Origin of the sequence: Chryseobacterium gossypii (assembly GCF_041361455.1) — a bacterium.
Lineage (GTDB): Bacteria > Bacteroidota > Bacteroidia > Flavobacteriales > Weeksellaceae > Chryseobacterium > Chryseobacterium gossypii.
The window spans coordinates 21,716-46,895 of sequence record NZ_JBGCUR010000002.1; the positions used below are offsets into that span (position 1 = coordinate 21,716).

23 protein-coding genes are annotated in these 25,180 nt (G+C 40.0%); 16 read left to right on the forward strand and 7 right to left on the reverse strand.

Going from position 1 to position 25,180, the window contains the following annotated elements:
• Positions 1–184: 184 nt before the first annotated feature.
• Together frr and pyrH are read right to left on the reverse strand one after the other, a co-directional pair.
• Positions 185–739, reverse strand: a complete 555-nt coding sequence (frr, locus tag ABMQ40_RS02430; RefSeq protein WP_370896183.1) for a ribosome recycling factor — start codon at positions 737–739, stop codon at positions 185–187.
• A 128-nt stretch (positions 740–867) separates the two neighbouring features.
• Positions 868–1,575, reverse strand: a complete 708-nt coding sequence (gene pyrH / locus ABMQ40_RS02435; RefSeq protein WP_370896185.1) for a UMP kinase — start codon at positions 1,573–1,575, stop codon at positions 868–870.
• A gap of 165 nt (positions 1,576–1,740) precedes the next feature.
• On the opposite strand from pyrH, the gene porQ reads away from it, so the two are divergent.
• The 5 genes from porQ to ABMQ40_RS02460 all read left to right on the forward strand — a co-directional run bounded on the left by porQ (position 1,741) and on the right by ABMQ40_RS02460 (position 4,809).
• Complete coding sequence (gene porQ / locus ABMQ40_RS02440) at positions 1,741–2,733, forward strand: type IX secretion system protein PorQ (RefSeq protein WP_370896187.1); 993 nt, start codon at positions 1,741–1,743, stop codon at positions 2,731–2,733.
• Positions 2,734–2,796: 63 nt separating this feature from the next.
• Positions 2,797–3,471 carry a (d)CMP kinase gene (gene cmk, locus ABMQ40_RS02445; RefSeq protein ID WP_370896189.1) on the forward strand — a complete coding sequence of 225 codons (675 nt, stop codon included), beginning with the start codon at positions 2,797–2,799 and terminating at the stop codon, positions 3,469–3,471.
• 95 nt (positions 3,472–3,566) lie between these two features.
• Complete coding sequence (locus tag ABMQ40_RS02450) at positions 3,567–3,914, forward strand: YtxH domain-containing protein (RefSeq protein WP_370896191.1); 348 nt, start codon at positions 3,567–3,569, stop codon at positions 3,912–3,914.
• Between the two features lie 85 nt (positions 3,915–3,999).
• Positions 4,000–4,308, forward strand: a complete 309-nt coding sequence (locus ABMQ40_RS02455; protein WP_370896193.1) for a phage holin family protein — start codon at positions 4,000–4,002, stop codon at positions 4,306–4,308.
• A 3-nt stretch (positions 4,309–4,311) separates the two neighbouring features.
• Positions 4,312–4,809, forward strand: coding sequence for a phosphoribosyl-ATP pyrophosphatase (locus ABMQ40_RS02460; protein WP_370896194.1), 498 nt, complete (start codon positions 4,312–4,314; stop codon positions 4,807–4,809).
• 39 nt (positions 4,810–4,848) lie between these two features.
• Here ABMQ40_RS02460 and ABMQ40_RS02465 read toward each other — a convergent pair whose 3' ends face one another.
• Positions 4,849–5,586 (reverse strand): TrmH family RNA methyltransferase, encoded by a 738-nt coding sequence (locus ABMQ40_RS02465; RefSeq protein ID WP_370896196.1) that lies wholly within the window; start codon positions 5,584–5,586, stop codon positions 4,849–4,851.
• Between ABMQ40_RS02465 and tamL the strand changes: the two genes are divergently transcribed.
• A complete protein-coding gene (tamL, locus tag ABMQ40_RS02470) occupies positions 5,572–8,172 on the forward strand; it encodes a translocation and assembly module lipoprotein TamL (protein WP_370896198.1) in 2,601 nt (866 codons plus the stop codon). The genes ABMQ40_RS02465 and tamL overlap by 15 nt on opposite strands.
• On the opposite strand, the gene ABMQ40_RS02475 is transcribed toward tamL, so the two are convergent.
• Complete coding sequence (locus tag ABMQ40_RS02475) at positions 8,169–8,786, reverse strand: SanA/YdcF family protein (RefSeq protein WP_370896200.1); 618 nt, start codon at positions 8,784–8,786, stop codon at positions 8,169–8,171. The genes tamL and ABMQ40_RS02475 overlap by 4 nt on opposite strands.
• Positions 8,783–9,907 carry a 2Fe-2S iron-sulfur cluster-binding protein gene (locus ABMQ40_RS02480; protein WP_370896202.1) on the reverse strand — a complete coding sequence of 375 codons (1,125 nt, stop codon included), beginning with the start codon at positions 9,905–9,907 and terminating at the stop codon, positions 8,783–8,785. Before ABMQ40_RS02480 ends, ABMQ40_RS02475 begins: the two co-directional genes overlap by 4 nt.
• A 32-nt stretch (positions 9,908–9,939) precedes the next feature.
• Here ABMQ40_RS02480 and ABMQ40_RS02485 point away from each other — a divergent pair, with 32 nt between their 5' ends.
• From ABMQ40_RS02485 to ABMQ40_RS02530, 10 genes are all read left to right on the forward strand, one after another.
• Complete coding sequence (locus ABMQ40_RS02485) at positions 9,940–10,503, forward strand: TlpA family protein disulfide reductase (RefSeq protein ID WP_370896204.1); 564 nt, start codon at positions 9,940–9,942, stop codon at positions 10,501–10,503.
• A 26-nt stretch (positions 10,504–10,529) separates the two neighbouring features.
• Positions 10,530–11,501, forward strand: coding sequence for an iron chelate uptake ABC transporter family permease subunit (locus tag ABMQ40_RS02490; RefSeq protein WP_370896206.1), 972 nt, complete (start codon positions 10,530–10,532; stop codon positions 11,499–11,501).
• 84 nt (positions 11,502–11,585) lie between these two features.
• Entirely contained in the window at positions 11,586–12,515 is a 930-nt protein-coding gene (locus ABMQ40_RS02495) for an ABC transporter ATP-binding protein (protein ID WP_370896208.1), read from the forward strand.
• A gap of 166 nt (positions 12,516–12,681) precedes the next feature.
• Complete coding sequence (locus ABMQ40_RS02500; protein WP_370896474.1) at positions 12,682–13,131, forward strand: MarR family winged helix-turn-helix transcriptional regulator; 450 nt, start codon at positions 12,682–12,684, stop codon at positions 13,129–13,131.
• A gap of 7 nt (positions 13,132–13,138) precedes the next feature.
• Entirely contained in the window at positions 13,139–15,544 is a 2,406-nt protein-coding gene (locus tag ABMQ40_RS02505; RefSeq protein WP_370896210.1) for a 3-hydroxyacyl-CoA dehydrogenase/enoyl-CoA hydratase family protein, read from the forward strand.
• 250 nt (positions 15,545–15,794) lie between these two features.
• On the forward strand, positions 15,795–16,973 hold the full coding sequence (locus ABMQ40_RS02510; RefSeq protein WP_370896212.1) for a thiolase family protein: 1,179 nt from the start codon (positions 15,795–15,797) through the stop codon (positions 16,971–16,973).
• 331 nt (positions 16,974–17,304) lie between these two features.
• Complete coding sequence (locus tag ABMQ40_RS02515) at positions 17,305–19,080, forward strand: acyl-CoA dehydrogenase FadE (RefSeq protein ID WP_370896214.1); 1,776 nt, start codon at positions 17,305–17,307, stop codon at positions 19,078–19,080.
• Between the two features lie 95 nt (positions 19,081–19,175).
• Positions 19,176–19,472, forward strand: coding sequence for a hypothetical protein (locus ABMQ40_RS02520; protein WP_370896216.1), 297 nt, complete (start codon positions 19,176–19,178; stop codon positions 19,470–19,472).
• Between the two features lie 154 nt (positions 19,473–19,626).
• Positions 19,627–20,073, forward strand: a complete 447-nt coding sequence (locus ABMQ40_RS02525; RefSeq protein WP_370896218.1) for a phosphohydrolase — start codon at positions 19,627–19,629, stop codon at positions 20,071–20,073.
• Between the two features lie 11 nt (positions 20,074–20,084).
• Positions 20,085–22,136 carry a M48 family metalloprotease gene (locus tag ABMQ40_RS02530; protein ID WP_370896220.1) on the forward strand — a complete coding sequence of 684 codons (2,052 nt, stop codon included), beginning with the start codon at positions 20,085–20,087 and terminating at the stop codon, positions 22,134–22,136.
• On the opposite strand, the gene ABMQ40_RS02535 is transcribed toward ABMQ40_RS02530, so the two are convergent.
• Together ABMQ40_RS02535 and ABMQ40_RS02540 are read right to left on the reverse strand one after the other, a co-directional pair.
• Positions 22,133–22,849, reverse strand: coding sequence for a DUF2490 domain-containing protein (locus tag ABMQ40_RS02535; RefSeq protein ID WP_370896222.1), 717 nt, complete (start codon positions 22,847–22,849; stop codon positions 22,133–22,135). The genes ABMQ40_RS02530 and ABMQ40_RS02535 overlap by 4 nt on opposite strands.
• 73 nt (positions 22,850–22,922) lie before the next feature.
• Complete coding sequence (locus ABMQ40_RS02540; protein ID WP_370896224.1) at positions 22,923–24,734, reverse strand: TonB-dependent receptor plug domain-containing protein; 1,812 nt, start codon at positions 24,732–24,734, stop codon at positions 22,923–22,925.
• Positions 24,735–25,180 lie beyond the last annotated feature (446 nt).

Genomic DNA, 25,180 nt, shown 5'->3' on the forward strand with positions numbered 1-25,180 from the left:
TCCGGAACTTCCGGATTTTTTATTGTCCGTTCTTTCTTGCGCAATATGGACATCACCATAATATAAAGCCTAAGATCTAGGTGGATATAATCAGACCGGCATTTGAGTGCATGCCCTGTCCTGTCTTCTGAGCTAATGCAAAAAAACGGCCCCAAAGGAGCCGTTCATTATATTTTTTAGCCAATTACACTTTCATGATCTCAGCTTCTTTTGTTTTGAGATGATCGTCACAAAGCTTTACATATTTATCGGTAAGCTCCTGAATTTCTGCTTCCACTCCTTTGATCACATCCTCAGAAACACCCTCCAGCTTCTTCAGATCCTTTAATCCGTCCTGTCTGGCATTTCTCACGGTCACTTTAGTTTGTTCCGCTTCAGCCTTTGCCTGCTTGGCGAGCTCTCTCCTTCTCTCCTCTGTTAAAGGAGGTACGTTTAGGATGATGTTTTCGCCATTATTAGAAGGGGCAAAACCCAGATTAGAATTAATGATAGCTTTTTCAATAGCATTGATCGCTGTTCTGTCCCAAGGTTGAATAGAAATTGTCATGGCATCCGGAACAGAAATGTTGGCAACCTGGTTGATGGGGGTCATAGCTCCGTAATATTCCACCATAACATCCTGAACCATGGTTGTAGAAGCACGTCCTGCCCTGATTTTCTGAAATGCATGTTCCAGGTGTTTGATAGCTGCATCCATGTCCTGCTTTACAGATTCTAATATAAGATCTAATTCTTCCATTATATATTCAAAATTTGATAAGTTACACATTCATTAAAGTTAAGAATTGATAAATAACAAGAAGCAGTAAGCAACAGAAGCAGGCCTTATCTCATCTTCCTCTCCGGTTATCTTACCAGCATTATACATTATAAATCAACTAAAGTACCAACCTTTTCGCCTTCTATGATTCTTTCCAGGTTTCCTTCCTTATTCATGTCAAATACAATAATAGGAAGTTTATTTTCGTGGCTTAGTGTAAACGCCGTCATATCCATCACTTTAAGGTTTTTCTCAAAAACCTCGTCAAAAGACAAAGAGTTATATTTTACCGCGTTTTCATTTTTCTCAGGATCACTGTCATAGATACCGTCTACTCTTGTTCCTTTTAAGATGACATCGGCCCCTATCTCAATAGCCCTCAATGTAGCAGCTGTATCTGTGGTAAAGTAAGGGTTTCCGGTTCCTGCTCCGAAAATTACCACACGGCCTTTTTCCAGGTGCCTTACCGCACGTCTTTTAATAAAAGGCTCTGCCACTTTATCCATTTCAATGGCAGATTGTAATCTTGTTTTAATCTCTGCATCCTCTAAAGCCCCCTGAAGAGCCATTCCGTTGATCACCGTAGCCAGCATTCCCATATAATCTCCCTGCACCCTATCCATTCCTTTGGCAGCTCCTGCTACTCCGCGGAAAATGTTTCCTCCTCCAATCACAATAGCAACTTCACAACCTTTATCCACTACTTTCTTTATTTCTGCCGCATATTCCTGTAGCCTTTCATTATCGATACCATATTGCCTGTTTCCCATTAAGGCTTCGCCACTGAGTTTTAGAAGGATTCTCTTATATTTCATCTTTTTATATAAATAACTTTTTAATTGGATAGTTCCCTGAAATTTGATTTTGCAAATATAATCATTAAAAATATTGCTTAAAGAAAAATATTTGAGCAGAAATAATATCAGAAATATTTTGAAAAGTACGAAAAAGGATTATTTTTGCATTAATTATAAATTGAATTGAGGAAAATTATCATTTTTTCATTATTTCTATCAGGAATTGTTTCTTATGCGCAAACAGGAACAAATGTTTATCCGTTTTTAAACATACCTGTATCTGCGAGGCAGGCCGCTTTGGGAGGAGATGCAATTACGATAAGAGATTATGATGTTTCTTTTGCCATTGCCAACCCGGCCCTTTTGAATAGAGATTCAGACAAACAGCTTTCTGTGAACGGGGCTGCCTATCTTGCAGACTCTAAATACGGAACCATCGCTTTCGCGAAAGATTTTGATAACGGCCACATGGCCACAATCAATGCCCGGTATATGAGCTACGGGGATATCCCGAGAACCGATGAAAGCGGTTTTGAAAACGGAACCTTCTCCGCTTCCGATGTCGCCATCGGAGCCGGTTATGCCTATCAGTTTGAAGAGGATTGGACCATTGGGGGAGGAATTAATTTCATCACTTCAAAAATAGATAATTATACCTCTTCTGCCATTTCGGGTACGGCAGGGATTACCTATCATAATAAAAAGACTAAGGAAGTTGCCTCATTGGTTTTAAGGAACTTCGGGTACCAGTTCAAATCTTTCAACGGAACCCGAGAAGACCTCCCGTTCAGGATAGATCTGGGATACACCAGAACCCTTACAGCTATTCCTCTCGCGATAACCATCACGGCACATGACCTTCAGAAGTTTGATATCTCTTCGGAATATAATGTAAACGGCCAGGAAGTAAATGTAGGCAGGAAAATTGCCGATCACTTTTCCATCGGGGCAGAGCTGTTCCCTGAAAAAGGCTTTAACATCAGACTCGGCTATAATGTAAGAAGAGGAAACGAGCTTGCAGTAGCAGACCAGAGAAACTTTTCCGGCCTTTCCGCCGGCTTTGGAATTAAAATCTCAAGATTCCGTCTGGACTATGCCCATGTGAGATACCATAACTCTTCAAATGTCAATCAGATAGGAATTTCCGTAGATCTTAGCGGACACCGGGGAGAATAACGTTTCCCCTAATTAATTTTTCTTTGCCCTTGATTTTTTAAAAAAAATCTTGAAATTTGCGGTATGAAAAAACCTGTAATTGCCATCGATGGGTACTCGTCTACCGGAAAAAGTTCAATATCCAAAGTCATTGCTCAGAAACTGGGCCTTATTCATCTGGATACCGGAGCGCTTTACAGGGGAGTTACCTGGTTTGCATTACAGAATTGTACTGCTAAAGACGGCTCCATAGACCTTAAACAGCTTTTCTCTTCATTAGGTCAGATCGAGCTTGAGTTTAAAAATGATCACGGAGAATTGATCCTTTACCTTAATCATATCAATATTTCCAAGGAGATCCGCAGCAATGCAGTCTCCGATAACGTAAGCCTGGTGGCCAAACAAAAAGAAGTAAGGGATTTCTTGCTTCAGTCTCAGCGTTCCCTGGCAGAAAAAGGCGGGATTATTATGGATGGACGGGATATAGGAACAGTGGTCCTTCCCAATGCCGACTATAAATTCTTTCTCACCGCCAGTATAGAGGAAAGAACAAAAAGAAGATATCACGAACTATTGACCTTAGGCATAGAAACCCATGAACAGCAGGTAAAAGAGAACCTTATCGAACGTGATAAAATTGACAGCGAAAGAGAAATAGCCCCGCTTAAACAAGCTGAAGATGCCATCGTTATTGATAATACAAGCCTTACCAAGGAGGAGACCATAGAGAAAATATTATCTCACATCAAAAAGATTTAACATTTTTTAATAGGCATACCGCCCTTTTGGTATATTAATTGTAGCCATATCTACTGTAAAAAACTAATATTTAATTAATACTAAAAAAACGAAAAATGTCTAGAAAAGCAAAAAATACAGCAGGTATATTGGCAGGACTTCTTGCAGGTGCTGCAGCAGGTGTAATACTAGGAATGCTTTATGCTCCGGAAGAAGGAAAGGAAACAAGAAAGAAGATTAAAAATAAAGCTAACGATCTTAAAGACCAGGCTAAAAACAAATATGGGGAAGTTTCTGAAAAAGTAAAAGACCAGTACAGCAACATTTCTTCCACTTTCAAGGAAACAGCCAGCAATGTAGCTCATACTGTAAAAGAAGGCTATGACAAGTACAAAGATCAGATCGTCTCTAAGACTACAGATGTAGTAAAGAATGTGGAATCTGAGCTTAATGATATGAAATAATATCTTTAATTATTCTATTATAAGGAAATTATAAAAGGGACTTTGTGCATGAAAGTTCCTTTTTTTGTAACTTTAAAAAAAAACAATGATAGAAACTTTAAAAGAATATGTTTCCAAGAGAATCGACCTGCTGAAAATAGAGGCAACCGAAAAATCTTCCCTTTCCGCAGGACTGGTTACTTACTTTGTCATATTATTGGTTGCTTTTGGCTTTTTCATTATTCTGTTTAATTTTGGAATCGCCTTCCTCATCGGAAAAGCACTTGATAATACGGCCTATGGGTTTTTAATTGTTGCCGGATTTTATTTGCTAATGATAGCTCTTGTTGTTACTTTTAAAAAGAAAATTGTAAACTCTGTAGCAGATCAGGTTATTAAATTTTTAAATCATTAAACTATGGGCAGAAATTATGAAAGCTTGGAAGAGCTGAGAAGAAAGAAGAAATTATTGAAAAATGAAATCAATGATCTTGAAAGTCTTCTTACCTTTAAAAATACGAAGGAAAGTTTAAGTGCGTTTACAAATGGTTTAACAGACCAGTATCTGCAGGAGAAAGTAGATGAGAATGGTGAGGAAAAAGTTGTTCTCAGAAAAGATATCATTGCCAAACAGGTCACTTCGGAAGTAAAGGATCTGCTGATCAGTAAAAATACCGCTATGGGCATTGCCAATTCTGCATTTAAGGGAAATGCCGTGGATGCGCTTATCAAACTGGGGGTAACTGCAATAGTGGGAAACTATGTAAAGAAAAATATCAAAAGTCCCAACTGGAAAAAAAAGCTATTGGGAATAGCCATCATTTACCTTGCTCCCATCGCTTTAAAGGTAGTAAGAAAAAAACTGGAAAACTATCAGAAAAATAAAAGCGTCTCAAGTATGGAGCAGCTTATTTAAGGAGCTATGATACCTCTTTAATCTCTGATATCTGGATTTTTACTTCCTGACCCTGTCAGAAAACAGCTGCCCCAGGATGATTCCCGCAGCCATTGAAACGTTCAGACTTTCCGTAGACTGTGATCGTCCGAATCTTGGAATACTGATATTCTTCTGAAGCAATTTTTCAGTTTCCGGGCGTATCCCGTTTCCTTCATTTCCCAAAACCAGATTCAGCTTAGCGGGTTTTTCGAACGCATAGATGTTCTCCCCTTCCATATCGGTCCCTATATTTATATTCTCTGATTCTGAAAGATATTCTACAAGATCAGTATAAACCATATTTACCCTTGTGAATGAGCCCATACTTGCCTGAATCACTTTAGGATTATAAAAATCAACGGTATCTTCGCTGCAGATAATCTGCTCTACTCCGAACCAATCTGCAAGCCTGATTATGGTTCCCAGATTTCCTGGATCCTGGATCCCGTCCAAAACCAGTTGTATATTCTGATCTTCAATTTTTTCCTCCCTTTTTAGGTGGCAAACCGCTACAGAATCTTTAGGATTTTTCAGAAAACTGATTTTTTTTAATTCATTTTCAGAGATATGGATAACCGGTGCATCCATACGGCCTAATTTTTGCGGATCGGTAGAGAAAATTTCTTTAATTTTAAAATTAGAATTAGAAAGTTCACAAATGATTTTATTACCTTCAACCAAAAACAAATTGTATTTTTGTCTGAACTTCTTCTTGTCTAAAGACTGTAAAACTTTTATTGTATGAGCTGTAAGCATTATAAGAATTCTCCTCAAAAATATTATAAAATTATCTCATTTGCAACATTTGTTGGTCTCCTTTACGCTTGTAGTACTACGAAGAAAGTTCCGGATGGGGAATTTCTGCTTACCCGAAACAATTTCGAATTTGAAGATAAGAAGACACCTTTTGATAGTGAATTAAAAGGATATGTACAGCAAAGGCCCAATAAAAAACAGTTTCTTTTCATGCCTTTGGGGCTATCGTTTTACAATGCAGCCGATCCAAAGTATGATACCATTCTTAATGAGTACATGACCTATCCCAATGAAATGAGAAACCAGCAGCTGAGAGATTCTCTTTTCATAAAATACAACATGAAAAGCAGCATAGGAAAAAGCCTGTTTTTAGACCGTCTGTACCATAACTGGGGCTCTCCTCCGGTGATACTGGATCAGACAAAAACAGAAAAAGGTGCGGAATCCATTAAGAAAAGGCTGGTATACCGGGGATACTGGGATGCCGAAGTAAAATTTAAGCATACGCTGGATTCTGCTGCCAAAAAGGCTGCGGTTACCTATTTTATCACCCATAAGGATCCCACCTATATTAAGGAATATTACTACAATATCCCCGATCCGAGGATCAAAAATATTTACCAGCAGAAAATCGCCGGAACCCTTATAAGATCAGGACAGATCCTGGACCAGACAGTTCTGGAAAAAGAAGTGGCCCGGATTAATGATATTATGAAAGATTACGGATATTATAAATTCAATAATTTCAATGATGAGATCTACTTCGTGGCCGATTCCCTAAAAAGCAGGAAACAGGTTCCTTTGACGCTGGAAATCCATAAGGACTCTATCGATTCGCCCTATAAGGTTGCCACCATAGGGAATATTGATGTAGCTATCGTGGACCGCGCCAGCGATTACCCGAATAATACGGTTAAAGACAGTTTAAGAGGAATCAGATTTCACAAGGTGGATAACCAGTATCAGACACGGTCTATATGGAGAGCCATAACGGTAGGACCCAAGCAGGTTTATGATCAGAAGAAACTGGATCTTACAAAGAGGAACCTTTTATCCATGAATAATTTCAGTATCCTGAAGGCAAAGGACTCCCTCAGAAGGGGTGGCGATACGGCTCCGAATGACAGCATCATTGATGTAATGTACGTCCTGCGGCCGCTTCCTAAGTATGAATTAAAGGTGGGAACAGACGTTAATTATTCCCAGCTGCTAAATCTGGGGATTTCCCCTTCTATTGACCTGACAACGAGGAATGTCTTTAATGGCGCAGAGAACCTTTCAACAAGTCTTGCAGGAACTTTCGGTTCCATAAGAAGTACCAAAAATATTGACAAGAGGGTCCTGGCTTATGAAATATCCGCTCAGGCTTCTCTCAATTTTCCGAGGCTGCTGCTGCCGTTTAATTATTATAAACTGATCCCGAAAAGATACAGCCCCACCTCTTCCATTGTCTTAGGGGCAGCCATTCAGAATAACATCGGATTAGGAAGAGTGAATTTCAATACCGGATTAAACTATTTTGCCACGGTAAATGACAAGGTATCACACCGCCTGACCCTTTTCAATACACAGCTAAGTTTGACCAAAAACAAGGCTGCTTATTACGACTATTTTGTGAATGATAACGAAATCAGGAAAGAAATATTCGATAATTATTTCCTGTATAATCCTGCCGTGGCGCAGCAGTTTAATTCCGGCGAGCTAAGCATAGATGAAGTATCTCAGGAAATCATAAATGACTCAAATTATCACAGCACCCTGAACCAACATGGGGTGGATCTTTTAACAGCCTTTACGGGAACGCTGATCAATAAAGACAGACAAACACAGGATGTTCTTATTTCTTCCATGATTTACAATTTCGTATACAACGAAATCGGGAAAAAAGACTATCCGAATGCTTTTTATTTTAACGGAAAGGTAGAGCTTGCCGGAAACATTTTAAGTATTTTTAATCAGAAGAGGGATGACGGAGGTGTGGTTATCAGCCCCCAAAGAACAATTTTCGGGGTGCCGTATGCACAGTTTGTGAAATTTGATTTTGATATACGGAAATATTTTAAATTCTTCAACAACCAGACGCTGGTCCTTCGTCAGTTTATCGGGGTGGGGATTCCTTACGGAAATTCTTCTACCATGCCTGTCATCAGGTCTTATTTTAATGGAGGTTCCAATGATATCAGGGCGTGGGTTGCTTTTGGAGGATTGGGGCCTGCAGATTCCCAGGTAGATGAAAGGGTCCGAACCTATATGACGGACAATGTAAAACTAACCACTAATATTGAATACAGGGTCCCGTTCAATGATATGTATGAGGGAGCCTTATTTACCGATATCGGAAATACCTGGAGCCTCCGTAATTATAATGACGGCTATAATGATGAATTTAAATTCAATAAGTTCCTGGGGCAGGTGGGTATCGGCAGTGGATTCGGTTTAAGGGTAAATATTGCTTATATCACTCTCAGACTTGATCTGGCCTATAAAATCTATGACCCCAACAAGCCTGACGGCGAAAAATGGAGGTTCAGAAACATCCAGCCGTTCAAACCAACATTGAATATCGCCTTCGGATATCCTTTCTAATCGGGAGAGATCCCCAAAGCAAAGTAAACTACAGCAACCGTTCTGGCAAGGATCTCCCTGAACTGGTTTCTGTAGTAGCTCTCCGGTTTTGTAACGTCCTGAGCATCAAAACCGAGGGCATTCATATTATTGTTTCTGGCAAAAAGCAATGCACGCAGGTTATGAAACCCCTGAGAAACAATGATCACATTATCTTTCTTATAAACATCCTTACAGCGCAGGATGCTTTTGTAGGTATTAAAGCCTTTCGGGTCCTCAATGATAATGTCTTCAGGAACCCCTTCCTGGTATACCAGGTAATTCTTCATGGCACCGGGCTCATCATACCCTTTGCTTTTTTCACCACTTACTATGATCTTTCTGATCTTTCCATGATGATAAAGCAGGGCAGTAGCATCCATCCTTTTTGTAAAATAAGGGTTGGACATCCCCGATCTCATTTTGGGAGATGTACCCAATACCAGTGCCACTTCCCGAGGAGGTATCTTAGAGATCTTGGTATACGTTCTCCCGTTGGTAAGGGCAAAGACCCAGGCATTAGCCAGGCATATCAGTAGAACGCCGGCTTCTATCGATAAAAAAATAAGTTTAAATATGTTTTTTACAATTCTCAAATGAGATCAAAGTTAAGCTTTATTTTTTTGCTTTTGGCAACAGACATACAGGCCAGTATATGGCCTCTGGCCTCTTCTTTTTCCGTTAGATACTCATTTTCCAGCAACTCCACTTCTCCTTCTTCCAGGATGCATTCACAGCTTCCGCAGATCCCTGACTTGCATGAATACGGCACGGGATATTTTTGGATCAGCAGCTGTTGTAAAATCTTATCCCTGTTGTCCGGAAGCTCGGTCCGGTATTCTTTTCCCAACATTTTAAACTCCACCTCTACATTTTCAATCAGCGGAAACTCTTTCTCTATAGGATAAATATCGTCATTATACTCTTCAAAAAGCTCGAAATGAATATTCTTTTTCGGAATACCATGATGGTAGCAGGCATTGGCCAGCGCCTTGATCATATCTCCTTTACCACAGATCAGCACTTCATCCACAGCATCCCATATGGTAGATTCTTCATCCGTATCATCCAGGTGCAGGATCTGGTTGATAATTAAGCTCAATTTCTTTTCATCCAGTCTTCCATAAAAAAACTGATCGGCAGTTTTTTCCTGTGAGAAAAAATAAAAGATCTGAAGCCTTTCTCCACATTTCCTTGCAAGATTATCCAGCAATTCCCTGTAAGCCAGCTCCTGTGAATTTTTGTTTCCGTAAAACAGGAACAATCTGGTCCTTTTCTCATTATGAAGAATGTTTTTCAGGTGACTAAGAATCGGAGTGATCCCTATACCCGCAGCAAAGGCTACAATCGTTCTGAACTCACTGGGCTTGGAAACCAATGTAAACCTTCCTCCCGGTTCGCTTACCAGAAGCATGTCCCCTTCTTTATAGTTTCTGAACAGCTGAGCCGTATCTCCCTCAGACGAATTGATCTTTATTCCCAGGCATATCTTATGCTCGTAAGGAGCGGAGGTCATTGAATAATCATTAATCACCTCTTTACCGTGAGACTGAAATTTTATACTTACAAACTGACCTGCCTCGAACCTGAAATTCTTTTGCAAATCCTCAGGAATTTCAAATTCCAGAGAAAAAGTATTTTTGGTCAGTTCTTCCTTTTTCGCTATTTTTAACCAATGAAACTGCGTCAGTTTCCCTTTATAGATTTGTTGTTCCATACTTCAATTCAAAAATAGATAAAAAATAATTTATGAAGAAGATAATTTTATCCACGCTTATCCTGTTCGCTCTTTCCGGTTGCAAAAAAGAAAGCCAGAAAGCTGATGATCTGACAGCTTCTCCGGACTCTGCTTCCATGGTGGAAAACACAGATTCTGAGAATGCTACCTATGCTTTACCTGAGATTGCCCCTGAAAATATCGGGAAATATTTGGCCCAGAATAATGATACATTATATGTTACCAATTTTTTCGCAACCTGGTGTGGCCCATGTATAAGAGAAATTCCTCATTTTAAGAACAAAATGGCGGAATTAAAAGGAAAACCCGTAAAATTCACTTTTGTGAATCTGGATGAAAAATCAGACTGGAATAGCGTTGTAAAGAAGTTCACTGATGAGAACGGATTATCCGAAAATACCGTTTTACTGGACGGGAAAAGGCTGGACCAGAACTTCTTCCCTAAAAATTTCCAAAAATGGGACGGAGGGTCTATTCCTTTCACTTATATGAGAAAAGGGAACAAAACTGACGAATATTTAGGAATGATGACAGAAGATGTGCTTACTTCAAAGATCAACTCCTTCATCAAATAAACTTACAGCAAGCATTCATTCAGATAATGTCTACTAAGTTTAAAATCCTGTGTTTATTTTTTTTAATCGCAATTATTATATCCGTGGTTTTGAATCTGAATACAGGATTTCTGAATCTGAATCTCCAGGATTTTTTCGGAAATTCCGCCAACAACCAAATTGCAGAGATCCGTACCAACCGTGTGCTGGTAATGTTGCTGGCGGGGATATCCATTCCTTCTTCCGGTTTTCTGATGCAGGAATATTTCCAAAATCCGCTGGCCGGACCTGACATTCTGGGGATCACTTCAATTGCCAGCTTATCTGTGGCTTTTTACATTTTTCTCTCCTATGATATTTCTCTTCCGGATTTTTTACAGAACAGCTTCCTCAGCTTTTCCGCTATTCTCGGAAGCTTGGCACTGATGCTGGTCTTGCTGTCAATATCGAAACGGCTTCAGGATAGATCTTATCTGATCATTTTCGGATTCCTGGTTTCCGCCCTGGCAGGAGCTGTTGTTTCACTGCTCCAGTTTTATGCTGAGAATCAAAGCCTGAAAAACTATATTTTATGGTCTTTCGGAGCCAATAATATGGTGACCAGAAACCAGATTTATATTTTATCCATCCTGGTTTTAGCGGGACTATTGATCTGCTTTAAAACCATAAAGCCGCTGATAGGGAGTTCTCTGGGAACTTCTTATGCTCAAAGTTTAGGCGTAGATATTCAACAGCTGAAAGTATTGATCATTGTAGCATCATCCCTCCTCTCCGCCTCTGTTACAGCATTTTTAGGACCAGTACTTTTCATAGGAATTATTGTTCCTCATTTCTGCCGGATGATCTACAACCCGGCAAAGCTCTGGCAGCAATGGATACTGAACATGCTTTTAGGCATTCTGATGATGATGTTGTTTTCCGTTGTGGCAGAAAAGACCCGGATTCCCCTGAATGTGATCAGTTCTGTTTTTGGCATTCCGGTTATCCTGACAATGCTGCTGAAAAATAAGGCTATATGATGTAACGGATATAAAAAATACAGTTTATCGCTTACGACCTTTTTAACGGACTTAACTGCAAACAGACATAAAATATTGAAAGCTATGCACCTGCAAATCAAACAAGCCAGTATCGGATATCATCACCATAATATTTTAATTTCAAATGCCAATGCAGGGCTGGATTTAGGTGATGTATGTCTGCTGATCGGAAATAACGGTGCCGGAAAGACTACCCTCATCAGGTCTATTTTGCATCAGCTTCCGCTATTGCAGGGGGAAATTCTGATCCGGGAGAAAAATGTGAAGAGCCTTTCCGTTAATGAAATTGCAGAAAATATTGCTGTAGTCTTTTCCAAATCTGTCATTCCTCAAAATTATACTGTCGAAGATCTGATCTCATTAGGTAAATATATCCATTACCCTTTTTATTTTGAACTGAAAAAAGAGGACAAGGAAGAGGTTTCGGGAATTATTGAGGAACTGAACCTGCATCAATACAAGCATACCCCTCTTAAAAACCTTTCCGACGGAAATCTTCAGAAAGCCTTTATCGGAAGAGCTTTAACGCAAAACTCGCCCGTTATCATTCTGGATGAGCCCACTACTCATCTGGATGAGAAAAACAAGATCATCATCCTTCAAACACTCCGTAAGCTGGCTAAAGAACAAAGTAAACTGATCCTTTTTTCCTCTCATGACTGGCGTCTGGCCAAGGAATTTGCCGACAACATCTGGTATGTGAAGAATAACCGCCTGTTCGCCGGGATCGTTGAGGATATTCTTCTCCAGCATGAGGAACTTACCAATGCATCATTGTTCCAGGTGAATGAGAATTTCGTGGCCCCGGGCATTTCTGCCCCGCCCATCTACAAAGAAATGCTGTATTCTTTACTTCAGAAAAATTTCCGGGAAGATCTTTCTTCCTTAAGCTTCCGGTTTCAGAATGATACCTGGATAATTTCCAAAGATACTATAACATACCAATGCGGATCTTTTGAAGAAATTATTAATTTCATTAGAAACATTCATTAATTCAGCTATTTCATTGCTTATTTCACATATTATGCATGCATAGTATTATGCTTGTCATACAATTTAATCATTTAAATATTAGTTAATTAACAAAATTTAACGTAAAAAAATATTATGCATGCATAATATTTACTAAATTTGATAAAAACCATTAGAGTAAAAAATGATGGATAACAATAAGGAAAAAATAGAAAATGTAGATTTAATTTTAAAGCAGACCTGGCTGGCGGTATCCAAAATGTACTCGGAGCTGGCCCAGGAACATGATTCTACGGCTGTTCAGGCCCTTACTCTTCTTAAGATTGATCCTAAAGAAGGAACAAGAAGCACGAATCTTGGTCCCAAAATGGCCATAGAGCCAACGTCTCTCACCAGGATCATCAAACTCCTGGAAGACAACGGATATATCTATAAGGAAAAAACCACCACCGATAAAAGGGAGGTGATCATTAAGCTTACGGAAAAAGGACTGAACTCCAGAAACCTTTCAAAAGAGGTTGTCGTGAATTTCAATAAGAAAGTCATGGAAAAAATTTCTTCTGAGAAAATGGAAATTTTCAAGGAAGTAATGTTCGAAATCATGAAAATCGCCAATGATCTAAACAATAGAAAATAAATTAAAAATGAAAAGAAGAATCAAACATGTAACGGTTCTCGGTTCAGGAATTATGGGAAGCGGTATTTCAGCACACTTCGCCAATATCGGTGTGGAAGTGTTACTTTTGGATATCGTTCCTTTTGAATTGACTGAAGCAGAACAGAAGAAAGGTTTGACCAAAGAAGATAAGGCCGTAAGAAACAGAATTGCAGCCGAAAACTTTGAAAAGCTCAAAAAAGCAAGCCCTGCCCTGCTCTATTCTCCAAAATTTGCGGACAGGATAAAGATAGGGAATTTTGATGATGACTTACAGAAAATAAAAGATACCGACTGGATCATCGAGGTGGTCGTTGAGAAACTTGATATCAAAAAATCTGTCTATGAGAAAATAGAACAGTTCAGAAAACCGGGAACCCTCATTTCTTCTAATACTTCCGGAATCCCTATCCATTTGCTGACAGAAGGAAGAAGTGATGATTTCAAAAAATATTTTGCGGGAACACACTTCTTTAATCCCGTAAGATATCTTCCGCTGCTGGAAATCATTCCTACCAGCGATACGCTGCCTGAAGTGATCGATTTTTATATGAATTACGGTGCCAGGTTTTTAGGAAAAACGACAGTTTTAGCCAAAGATACACCCGCATTCATCGCCAACAGAATAGGAGTTTTTTCTATGATGGATCTGCTTCATAACGTTAAAAAATTAGGTTTAACGGTCTCCGATGTGGACAAATTAACCGGCCCGGTGATCGGACGTCCGAAATCAGCTACCTTCAGAACCGCTGATGTTGTCGGCCTGGATACACTCGTCATGGTTGCCAACGGCGTGCGTGAAAGCGGAGTAGAAAAAAATGATTTCTACAATGTGTTTGCTCTTCCGGATTATATCCAGACCATGGTGAGCAATAAGTGGCTGGGCTCAAAAACAGAGCAGGGATTCTATAAAAAAGTAAAAAATGCGGAAGGAAAATCAGAAATTCATGGATTGAATCTTGAGACCCTTGAATATGAGCTTCAGGGTAAATCCTCGTTCCCAACTCTGGAATTAACCAAAAATATAGACAAACCGATAGACCGGTTTAAGGTGTTGATCGGTGGTAAAGATAAAGCCGGTGAATTATACAGAAAATCTTTAGGCTCACTGTTCGCCTACGTTTCACATAAAGTTCCTGAAATCTCGGATGATATCTATAAAATAGATGATGCCATGAAAGCGGGTTTCGGATGGGAAAACGGGCCATTTGAGATCTGGGATGCCGTAGGTGTTGCCAAAGGTGTGGAATTAGCAAAAGACGCCGGCTATGAAGTTTCCGACTGGGTGAAATCCCTGGCAGAAAAAGGTGAAACCTTCTATAAGGTGAATGATGAAGGCCAAAGCATCTATTATGACAATAATTCGGGGAATTACAACAATATCCCGGGACAGGATGCCTTCATTATCCTGGATAATATCAGAAAGACCAAAACACTCTGGAGCAATTCCGGTTCCGCTATCGAAGATCTGGGCGACGGCATCATCAATTTTGAGATCCGCTCAAAAATGAACTCTCTGGGAGGCGAAGTTCTTGATGGTCTGAACAGGGCCATTGATCTGGCTGAAAAAGAATATGACGGCCTGGTGATCGGAAACCAGGGAGCCAATTTCTCCGTAGGTGCTAACCTGGCAATGATCCTGATGATGGCTATTGAACAGGATTGGGATGATCTGAATATGGCCATCGCCTATTTCCAAAAATCCATGATGAGAGTACGCTACTCGTCTGTTCCTGTTGTGGTGGCTCCCCACGGAATGACCTTGGGTGGTGGCTGTGAAATGACCATGCATGCTGACAGGGTGGTTGCAGCTGCCGAAACTTATATCGGCCTGGTAGAGACCGGTGTGGGAGTAATCCCCGGTGGTGGCGGTACCAAAGAACTCACCTTAAGAACTTCAAGGGAATTTCATAAAGATGACGTTAAAAATAACAGGCTTCGTGATGCCTTCATGAACATCGCCATGGGTAAGGTGGCCACTTCGGCCTATGAAGCATATGATATGGGAATTCTTGAAAAAGGCAAAGATATCGTTGTGGTAAATAAGAACAGACAAATCGCAGAAGCCAAGAAAATCGCGAAATTATTGGCAGATCAGGGATATACCCAGCCTGTGCCCCAGACCGTAAAAGTTTTAGGTAAAGACGCATTGGGGATGTTCTACGTAGGAACCGACCAGATGCTTACGGGGAACTATATTTCTGAACACGACAAGAAAATTGCGGATAAGCTGGCTTATGTAATGGTAGGCGGTAATCTGTCTGAAGAAACCGTAGTAACCGAACAGTATCTGCTGAATCTGGAAAGGGAAACCTTCCTGTCGCTTTGCGGAGAAAGAAAAACTCTCGAAAGAATACAGTACATGCTGCAAAACGGAAAGCCGCTCAGAAATTAATTTGTACAATGTCGGTGCTAAAATGTAAAGCTATTGGCATACACAACTGCCAGTTCCCTAACATTACACCAGCTTACTCTTTCGGATCTGAAACTCAGATTAACTGCCAATTTAGATTGGGATTTCCGGAAGAAGGACGATTTTGAATGCATTACAAAATCAGACATGTTCAAACATAATCAATAAATTAAAGCAAACTATCTAATCTACGTACATTGTCATTTTGCATTGTACATAACATTTTCAAAAAATGAAAACAGCATATATAGTAAAAGGATACAGAACAGCGGTAGGAAAAGCACCTAAAGGATCCCTTCGCTTTACTCGTCCGGATGTAATGGCGGCAACAGTTATCGAAAAACTGATGGCTGATGTTCCGCAATTAGACAAAAACAGGATTGATGACCTTATTGTAGGGAATGCAATGCCTGAGGCTGAACAGGGGCTGAATGTGGCTCGTTTGATATCTTTAATGGGCCTGAACACTGACAAGGTTCCGGGCGTTACCGTAAACAGGTATTGCGCTTCAGGAAGTGAAGCCATTGCCATTGCTTCGGCCAAGATCCAGGCCGGTATGGCAGACTGCATCATTGCGGGAGGAACGGAAAGCATGTCCTTCATCCCAATGGGAGGCTATAAGCCTGTACCTGAGCCCGATATCGCCAAAACCAATCCTGATTATTATTGGGGAATGGGCTACACTGCGGAAGAGGTGGCTAAACAATATAAGATCACAAGAGAAGAACAGGATCAGTTTTCCTTTGAATCCCACCAGAAGGCTTTAAAGGCTATTGCGGAAAATAAATTCGCCGGTCAGATTGTTCCTGTTCCGGTTGAATACACTTACCTGGATGAAAACCAAAAGATCCAGACCAGGAAATTTGATTTCACTGTAGACGAAGGGCCGAGAAAGGATACTTCCCTTGAAGGCCTGGCCAAACTGAAGCCTGTATTTGCCAACGGAGGAAGCGTAACCGCCGGAAACTCTTCACAGATGAGCGATGGAGCAGCTTTTGTGATCGTAATGAGTGAGGAAATGGTGAAAGAACTCGGATTGCAGCCGGAAGCCAGACTGGTTTCTTATGCTGCTGCCGGACTTGAGCCGAGAATAATGGGTATGGGACCCGTATACGCCATTCCTAAAGCACTGAAACAAGCCGGTCTGGAGTTAAAAGATATTGAACTGATCGAATTGAACGAAGCATTTGCTTCCCAGTCGGTTGCCATTAAGAAAGAACTGGACCTTAATCCTGAAATTTTAAATGTCAATGGCGGAGCCATTGCTCTTGGCCACCCTCTGGGATGTACGGGAACCAAATTAACCGTTCAGCTGCTTGACGAAATGAAAAGACGTGGCAATAAGTACGGCATGGTTACCATGTGCGTAGGTACAGGCCAGGGCGCTGCAAGCATATTTGAACTACTCTAGAGAAGAGAGAAGAGACTGATGGAAGCATAGCTTCAAAAAGCTCCATATTGGAAGTGAGCCAGAAAATGTGTATTCCAATTGCTTCAACATCGCAGAAAGCTTAAGAGCTCAAAGAATTCAATAGCTTTCCCGAGATCAGTCTTGGTTCTCTTTATGATTACAAACTCAAATAGTAATCTCTGCAAACAGAAATTATTTTGAAGTCTCTAGGAAAACATTGAAAAAAAAATTACAGAATTACAGAGAATGATTCCGGCTTTCAGAAAACTTAACATTTTAAAGTCTTATTCTTTTCTCTTTATTCTTTCATCTTAAAAAAACAGAACAACATATGGCTACATTAAAAGGTGGAGAATTCCTGATTAAGGAAACTCCTGCAAAAGAGATTTTTAGTCTTGAAGAGCTGAGTGAAGAACAAAAAATGCTTCGGGATTCGGCAAAAGAATTTATAGACAGAGAAGTGGTTCCACAAAAAGAACGTTTTGAAAAGAAAGATTATGCCTTTACAGAAGAAATAATGCGTAAGCTTGGGGAAATGGGAATGCTGGGCATTGCCGTACCCGAAGAATACGGTGGTCTCGGAATGGGCTTTGTAACAACCATGCTGGCATGTGACTACCTTTCCGGAGTTACTGGCTCGTTAGCCACCGCTTATGGAGCTCATACCGGAATCGGAACACTTCCTATATTACTTTACGGTACAGAAGAACAAAAGAAAAAATATCTTCCGGATCTGGCCGCCGGAACAAAATTCGGGGCTTACTGCCTAACTGAGCCGGATGCCGGTTCTGATGCCAATTCGGGAAAAACCAGAGCAAAGCTTTCTGAAGACGGTAAACATTATATCATCAACGGACAGAAAATGTGGATTTCCAATGCCGGATTTGCAGATACCTTCACCTTATTTGCTAAAATTGACGATGATAAAAACATCACGGGCTTTGTCATCAACAAGTCAGAGCTTGAAAACCCGGGAAGCCTGACCTTCGGGGAAGAGGAACATAAACTGGGAATTCGCGCGTCTTCTACCCGTCAGGTTTTCTTCAATGACATGAAAATCCCTGTAGAAAATCTTTTAGGGGAAAGAAACAACGGATTTAAAATCGCGCTGAATGCACTGAATGTTGGACGTATCAAGCTGGCAGCAGCCTGTCTGGATGCACAGAGAAGGATACTCAACCACTCTATCCAGTATTCCAATGAAAGAAAACAATTTGGAGTTTCCATTTCATCCTTCGGAGCTATCAGGAAAAAGATCGCTGAAATGGCCACCGGAGTTTTTGTAAGTGAATCAGGATCTTACAGGGCCGCTAAAAACATCCAGGACAAAATCGATGAACTGGTAGCCGGTGGAATGAACCATCAGGCTGCTGAGCTGAAAGGGGTTGAGGAATTTGCAGTAGAATGCTCGATCCTTAAGGTTTTCGTTTCAGACCTGGCCCAGCATACGGCCGATGAAGGGATCCAGGTTTACGGAGGTATGGGATTCTCTGAAGACACCCCTATGGAAGCTGCCTGGAGGGATTCAAGGATTTCAAGGATTTATGAAGGTACCAACGAGATCAACAGGCTCCTGGCTGTGGGAATGCTGATCAAAAGAGCGATGAAGGGAGAATTAGACCTGTTATCTCCTGCCATGGCAATCAGTAAGGAACTAATGGGTATCCCATCATTTGATGTTCCTGACTACTCCGCATTTATGAGCGAAGAGAAAACCATTATTGCCAACCTTAAAAAGGTATTTTTAATGGTTTCCGGCGCAGCTCTTCAAAAATATATGACGGAAATTGAAAAGCAACAGCATTTATTGCTTAATGCCTCTGAAATACTTAACCAGATTTATATGGCAGAATCTGCCGTGCTGAGAGCTGAAAAACACTTCTCCCCTGATTCCGTAGAGGCGGCAATGGCCCAGCTGAATCTTTATAAAGCCGTTGAAAAAATTACTGCGGCAGCCAAGGAAGGAATCGTATCTTTTGCCGAAGGCGATGAACAGAGAATGATGCTTTCAGGGCTAAGAAGGTTTACCAAATATAGCAATCATCCTAATGTAGTGGCACTAACTGAAAAAATTGCTGCCCATTATATTGAAAAAGGAGCATATTAGTCTTTATAACATAGAGTTTGATTTGAAGCGTCCCCATTTTGGGACGCTTTTTGCTGTTTCTAGCAGATAATGTTTAATTTTATAAAAATAAAACGATGAAAGTATTATTAATCATTATGATGTTGATTTCCGCTCCGGCCTGGGCCCAAAAGAAGCCGGAACAAAAGAAGTCTGACACGTTAAGAATGACCGCTCCTAAAGACACCCTGTCTCCTGACAAAAACAAAAGGGGGACCTTGGATAAAATGCCTGTTGTAAAACCCAAAGACTCATCCATTTATTCGGGGTTAAAAGAACCTAAAAAAGATAACTCAAAATATAAGATCCTAAATGCAACGCCGCCGAAAAAATCAAAAAGTGAACCCAAACCTGAGCAGAAAAAGCAAAAATAAAATCTGAGCCCTGATATTCAATAATGTTTCAGTGACAGTCAGATCTCTGATTCAGCCACGAAACAATTTGTTAATATAATTATTACAAATAAAATCTGTCAAATGCCTTGATATTTTAAGGCATTTTTTATTTTTGTAAGACTATATTAATTGAATGACAAAAGAAGAATTATTAAATAAAGCTATAAAAATTGCGGATAAAGCTCACAAAGGTCAAACGGATAAATACCATGCACCCTATATTGGCCATGTAATGCGGGTAATGGAATACGGGAAGACAATAGATGAAAAAATTGTAGGGGTATTGCATGATGTGGTAGAGGATCATCCGGTGGAATTCAGCCTTGAATATCTCAGAAGCGAAGGATTCCCGGAATACATTTTATTTGCAGTCAGCTGCCTGACCAAATTTGATCCTGATGAGGATTATGATGATTTTATCAGAAGAACGGAGAGATCTCCGCTCGCTGTTGCCGTAAAGCTGAATGACCTTCGGGATAATATGGATCTCAGAAGGGTTAACAGGGAACTTACTCCGAAGGATATCAAAAGATTTAACAAATATCTGAAAGCTTACCGCTACCTGATCGAGAAATATTAATAAAAAAACACATGACTAATAACCTTCCCAAAATTTCTTCAGCTTATAAATCTAAGCTGACTTCAGCCATTATATCCGTATCCGTATTCTTTATCATCTATCTTATATTGATCTTAATTTCACTTCTGCTGATTTTTATGTTAGGCTATGGAGCGGTGATGATTTTAAGTATCAAGGTGACCTATATAAGCATCATTGCCGCTCTCGGGTTATTCAGCATCGGTATTTTTGTATTTATTTTTTTAGTGAAATTTATTTTCAGGAAGAGCAGGCATTCCACCAGACATTTAATAGAAGTCACCCGTGGCCATCAGCCGGAGCTTTTCAGGATCATTGATGAGATTGTTGCCGAAACCAGGGTGCAGGCTCCAAAAAAGGTATTCCTTTCACCGGATGTAAACGCCAGTGTAAGCTATAACTCCGTTTTCTGGAGTATGTTTTTACCGGTAAAGAAAAACCTTACGATCGGGACAGGCCTGATCAATTCGACAAGTATAGGTGAGCTAAAGACGATCCTGGCACATGAATTCGGACATTTTTCCCAAAGAAGCATGAAAATCGGCGGATATGTTAGCCAGGCCGAAAAGATCATTTTTGAAACAGTTTACAATAATAAAGGATACGAAGAATTTATTTTAAACGGCTCCGGTTATGTAGTATTTAAATTTGTCGGCATGATCTCAATGGGGGTTATCAGCATCTTTCAATACGTATTGAAGGGTGTTTCCAGCTTTCTTTTTAAAAATCATGCCTCGCTGCAGAGAGAAATGGAATATCACGCTGATGCCATTTCCACCTATGTCACCAATCCCGGGGAACAGATTTCCTCGCTACTGAGAATAGAATTAAGTGATGCCGCATTAAACAGCTCTTTTAATTTTTATACTGAAAGCGAACAGGAATATGTGCCGCAAAATCTTTATAAAAATCAGACATCATTGATGAGGATCTTCAGTGAAAGAAATAATCATCCATACGTAAACGATCTTCCTAAGGTGGATGTAGAAGACCTTACCCGGTATAACAAATCCAGGATCGAAATTGAAGATCAGTGGGCATCCCATCCTGATATCAGCAAAAGAATCGAAATGATCCGGAAGAATGAAACCAAAAACAAACCGGAAAATCATGAGCTCGCGAGGAATATCATCCGCGGGTTTGATCAGATCTGTGAATCAATGACTCTAAAATTCCTGGATTGGTATGAAATTAAAAATTCGGGCGAGATCATTGATGATGAAAAATTTGTGCAGCTTTATCATGAAAAGCATCCTTATCAAAGTCTGAGCAGAGACTTCAACGGCTATTATGAAAGACATAATCCCGTTCTGGAAGATATTGAAGCCATACTGGCAGAACCCTCCCCTGTTCATGCCGGGGATTTTTTCAGCGACCAAAAAGTTTCTCTGGTCTACGAAATGGCAGGTATTGAAAATGACCTTCAAACGCTCCAGTACCTGGTTGCCAATCCTAAATTAATTAAAACATTCAAATATGACGGAGCACTTTATAAGGTGAAGGAAGCTAAGAATCTGATTCCCGGGCTTGAAAAAGAATTGGAGAAAGTAAAGTTGGAGCTTGCCGGTAATGATAAGGACATTTTCCGTTATTATTATCATAAAGCCGGCCGGGAACACAAGGAAACCCTGCTGAATAAATACAGGAAATTCACCGTATTGGACAAAGAGTTCGATGAATTTCAGAGCTCCATCAATGAATTTATCAACTGCCTGCAATTTATGACCGTTACACTTCCTTTTGAAGAGATCCGTAAACACAGGGCTACCTTATTAAGGGAAGAAAAGCCGTTCAAACAAAAGATCAGCCATTTTCTTGAAGTTTCGGGGTACAGGGAATTTCTGACAGAAGATAATATATCCGCCCTTCAGGAATTTGTAAATTCAGAGTATATTTATTTTAATAATGACCATTACATTCAAAGAGAGGTGGATTCAGTATTCACCGTGGTAAAACAGTATCAGGAGATCATCAATAAATCATACCTTGATTGTAAAAAAGATCTGCTTGATTTCCAGTCCGGTCTGGATGATAAAGCCTTCTAATCGGCGCCCGGGAAATCATATGTTTTGGTATGATGCCCTGTTCCGTCAATATTGATATTCAGGGCAAGATATACAAAGTGAAGGTTTCTGTTTCCTGATGCTTCAAATTCTCTTTGCCACAGGTAGCCTGTTACAATTCCGAAATAATCATCTATCTGGTATCCGAAGCCTCCATATATCCTGTTTCTTGCAAAAGTAGGCTTCATAGGCGTTACAAAAAAGATCTCATCATAGGTATTGGCAAAAATGGTCCCCGGCTCCACCGTTTTGGAATTCAACGGAACTGTAATGTTCAGGCGGTAACGGTAACGCATTCTTTGAGAGGTTTTATCAATATTAGGCTCATAAAACCAGCTTTTTTCCACTCTGAAACGGTTTTCAAACTTTACAATACCTTTCTTAAGGTCGATCACATCCTGCAACCAGACCCTGAACTCTTCTTTACTCAGATCATGATTCTTATAATTGACATATCTGCCGAGGCCGATAAAAGGCTTATGGTTCTTGGTGAGATTATAGCCAAGTCCGCCTTTTATTTCATAGTAATCAGGGTAAGAATATTCTTCATTGCCTCTCAGCTGTCCTTCGGCATAAAGGAAAAATTTGGGATGAAACTTATAGGTGAGTGTTATTGCATTGAAGCTGGAAATATGTTCCTGGGCTTTAAAAAACGTAATACTTAGCAGCAGACTCAGACTGAAAAAAAGCTTCATAAAAAAATTTTTGCAAATGTAAATTATTTAACAAATCCTTAATATTAACTTTACTTAATATCTTCCTTAACATTTACTTAATATTGATATTATAAGAGAACCCTATATGGAACCACCTTTGCGGCATCCTTACCCCAAATGTTTCTGTGTATCTGGTATTGGTGATATTATTTATCAGGACATATACCGAAAAATCCTTCTGCACAAAGCTTATTTTTTCGTCCAGCAGATTATAGCTTCCCAGGTTCACCCTTTCATTGTATCTGTAAACAAGCTCATTTGTGAAATTCTGCAAGAATTTGGTTTCAAGCTTGGTAATGAACTGGTGTTTCAGGTTATCAAGAACATACCTGGAAACAAATTCATCTGATTTTTCAAAGGAAGTATCCAGGTAAGTATATCCGACTGAGTATTTCAGCCATTTAAAAATACTGTGGTTTACCTCGATCTCAATACCCCGCGTATCTATTTTACCCACATTTTGGGCATACCATACCGGATCTTCCAGTGATTTTTTCACCCAGTCGATAGCATTATTTGAATTTCTTAAAAAACCGCTGACTTTGGCTAAAAGACTCCTGTTCTGGAACTGGTACCCTATTTCGGCGGATACGGCATTCTCAGGAACCAGGTCTGCATTTCCCTGTTCAGTTTTGCTTGAATAGTAAAGGTCTGTGAAGGTAGGGACCCTGTGAACCCTGGAAATATTCCCGTAAATTTTATTGCCCGGATCAAAATTATATCCTATATCCAGCCCGGGATAGAAAAAATTCCCTTCCTTGGAATAATTGGCCCAGGAAATCCCCGGGGAAATATTCAATTTCTTATCCAGTAATGAAAAATGATGCTCAAAGAAAACCTGCGATACAAAACGGTTTCTGTCACCTAAATTATTACTTGCCAGAAATTCCTTTCTCAGCTCAATTCCCAAGCCTGTTGTTCCTAATCCCCACTGGTAGCTGGAGTTGATCTCACCGCCGATATTATTTCCGATGTGCATGTTCCTGTAAATTTCGGGCTTTTCCCTGTTAAACAGGTACATATCCTGTCCTCTTCTCCAGTATATGTCGGAATTCAGTTTCAGCTTCCCGAATGTTTGCTGATGGGCCAGGCTAATGACGGAAGCCTGGATTTCTTCATATTGTTCCGTAGCAGCCGGAGAAGAATAAAAGCCATTGGCCCCAAACTTCTTTTCTGAAAAACCGGCCTGCAATCTGATATTTCCGTCCCGGATATTTAGCTTACCCTGATAAAAAACATTTCTGATCTCATAATCCGTATTATGCATGTATCCTTGTGAAGCCGATGAATTAGCCTGAAGTGCATTTGAAAATTTCTCACCTCCCAGCTGGGCATTCATCCCCAGTCCATAGGTCTCATAATCTCCTGCTTCAGCATTGATCTTTACCCTTTTTCCCGGGTTTATTCTGGTAATGACATTGATGACCCCTGCATAGGCATTTTGCCCGAATCTTCTTGCAGCAGGCCCTTTGATCACTTCTATCCTTTCCACATCGTCCAGATCTACCGGAAGGTTCATAGAATTATGACCCGTCTGCGAGTCGTTCATCCGGATCCCGTTAAGGAGCAATAAAACCTGCTCGAAAGAACTGCCCCGGAAGCCTATATCGCTCTGCACCCCATTTGCTCCCCTTCTTCTGATATCCATTCCCGGAATCTGCTGAAGAATCTCATCGATACTTTTGGCCGGGGAGTTTTCAATTTCCTCCCGGGTAATGACGGTAATATTCTGATTGGCGCTTTTATATGGTGTGGAAATAAGCTTTCCCTGAATTTCTATGGTTTCAATATCAGTTGCTCTTTCCTGGGCTTGCATGAGAAGCAGAGACCCGATGAAAAAAACACTTCCAATTTTTTTGATCATGTCCTGTAATTTATCCGTCTATGGTAATTGAAGTTATTTTTTGAAAACCAAAAGTACTGGAGTTAATCAAAACCCGCAAATGATAGTTGTCATAAAAAAAGATGCAGGGTTTCTGCATCTTTTTGGGAAGTAGTTAGATTATCTTTTTCTCATTAAATGTGTAACCAGATCTCTGAATAACTTTATCATCCTAAATTACATATTTATGAGTGCAATTTTAGATATTTTCAAAATACAAAACAATAGCAAACTGAAAAAAATATACTTAAAGTAATCAGATTCTCAGATTCAAATCATTACAGATTATGCCATTACAATTTTAGCCTGTATATGTTTAACGGTCAACTCTATATACATAAGCCATTCCGGTATATTGTTTAAGTATTTTTTCAATCAATAATGAAATATCAATTTCGAAAAATAATCCGCCAAAAATTCGTAATTTT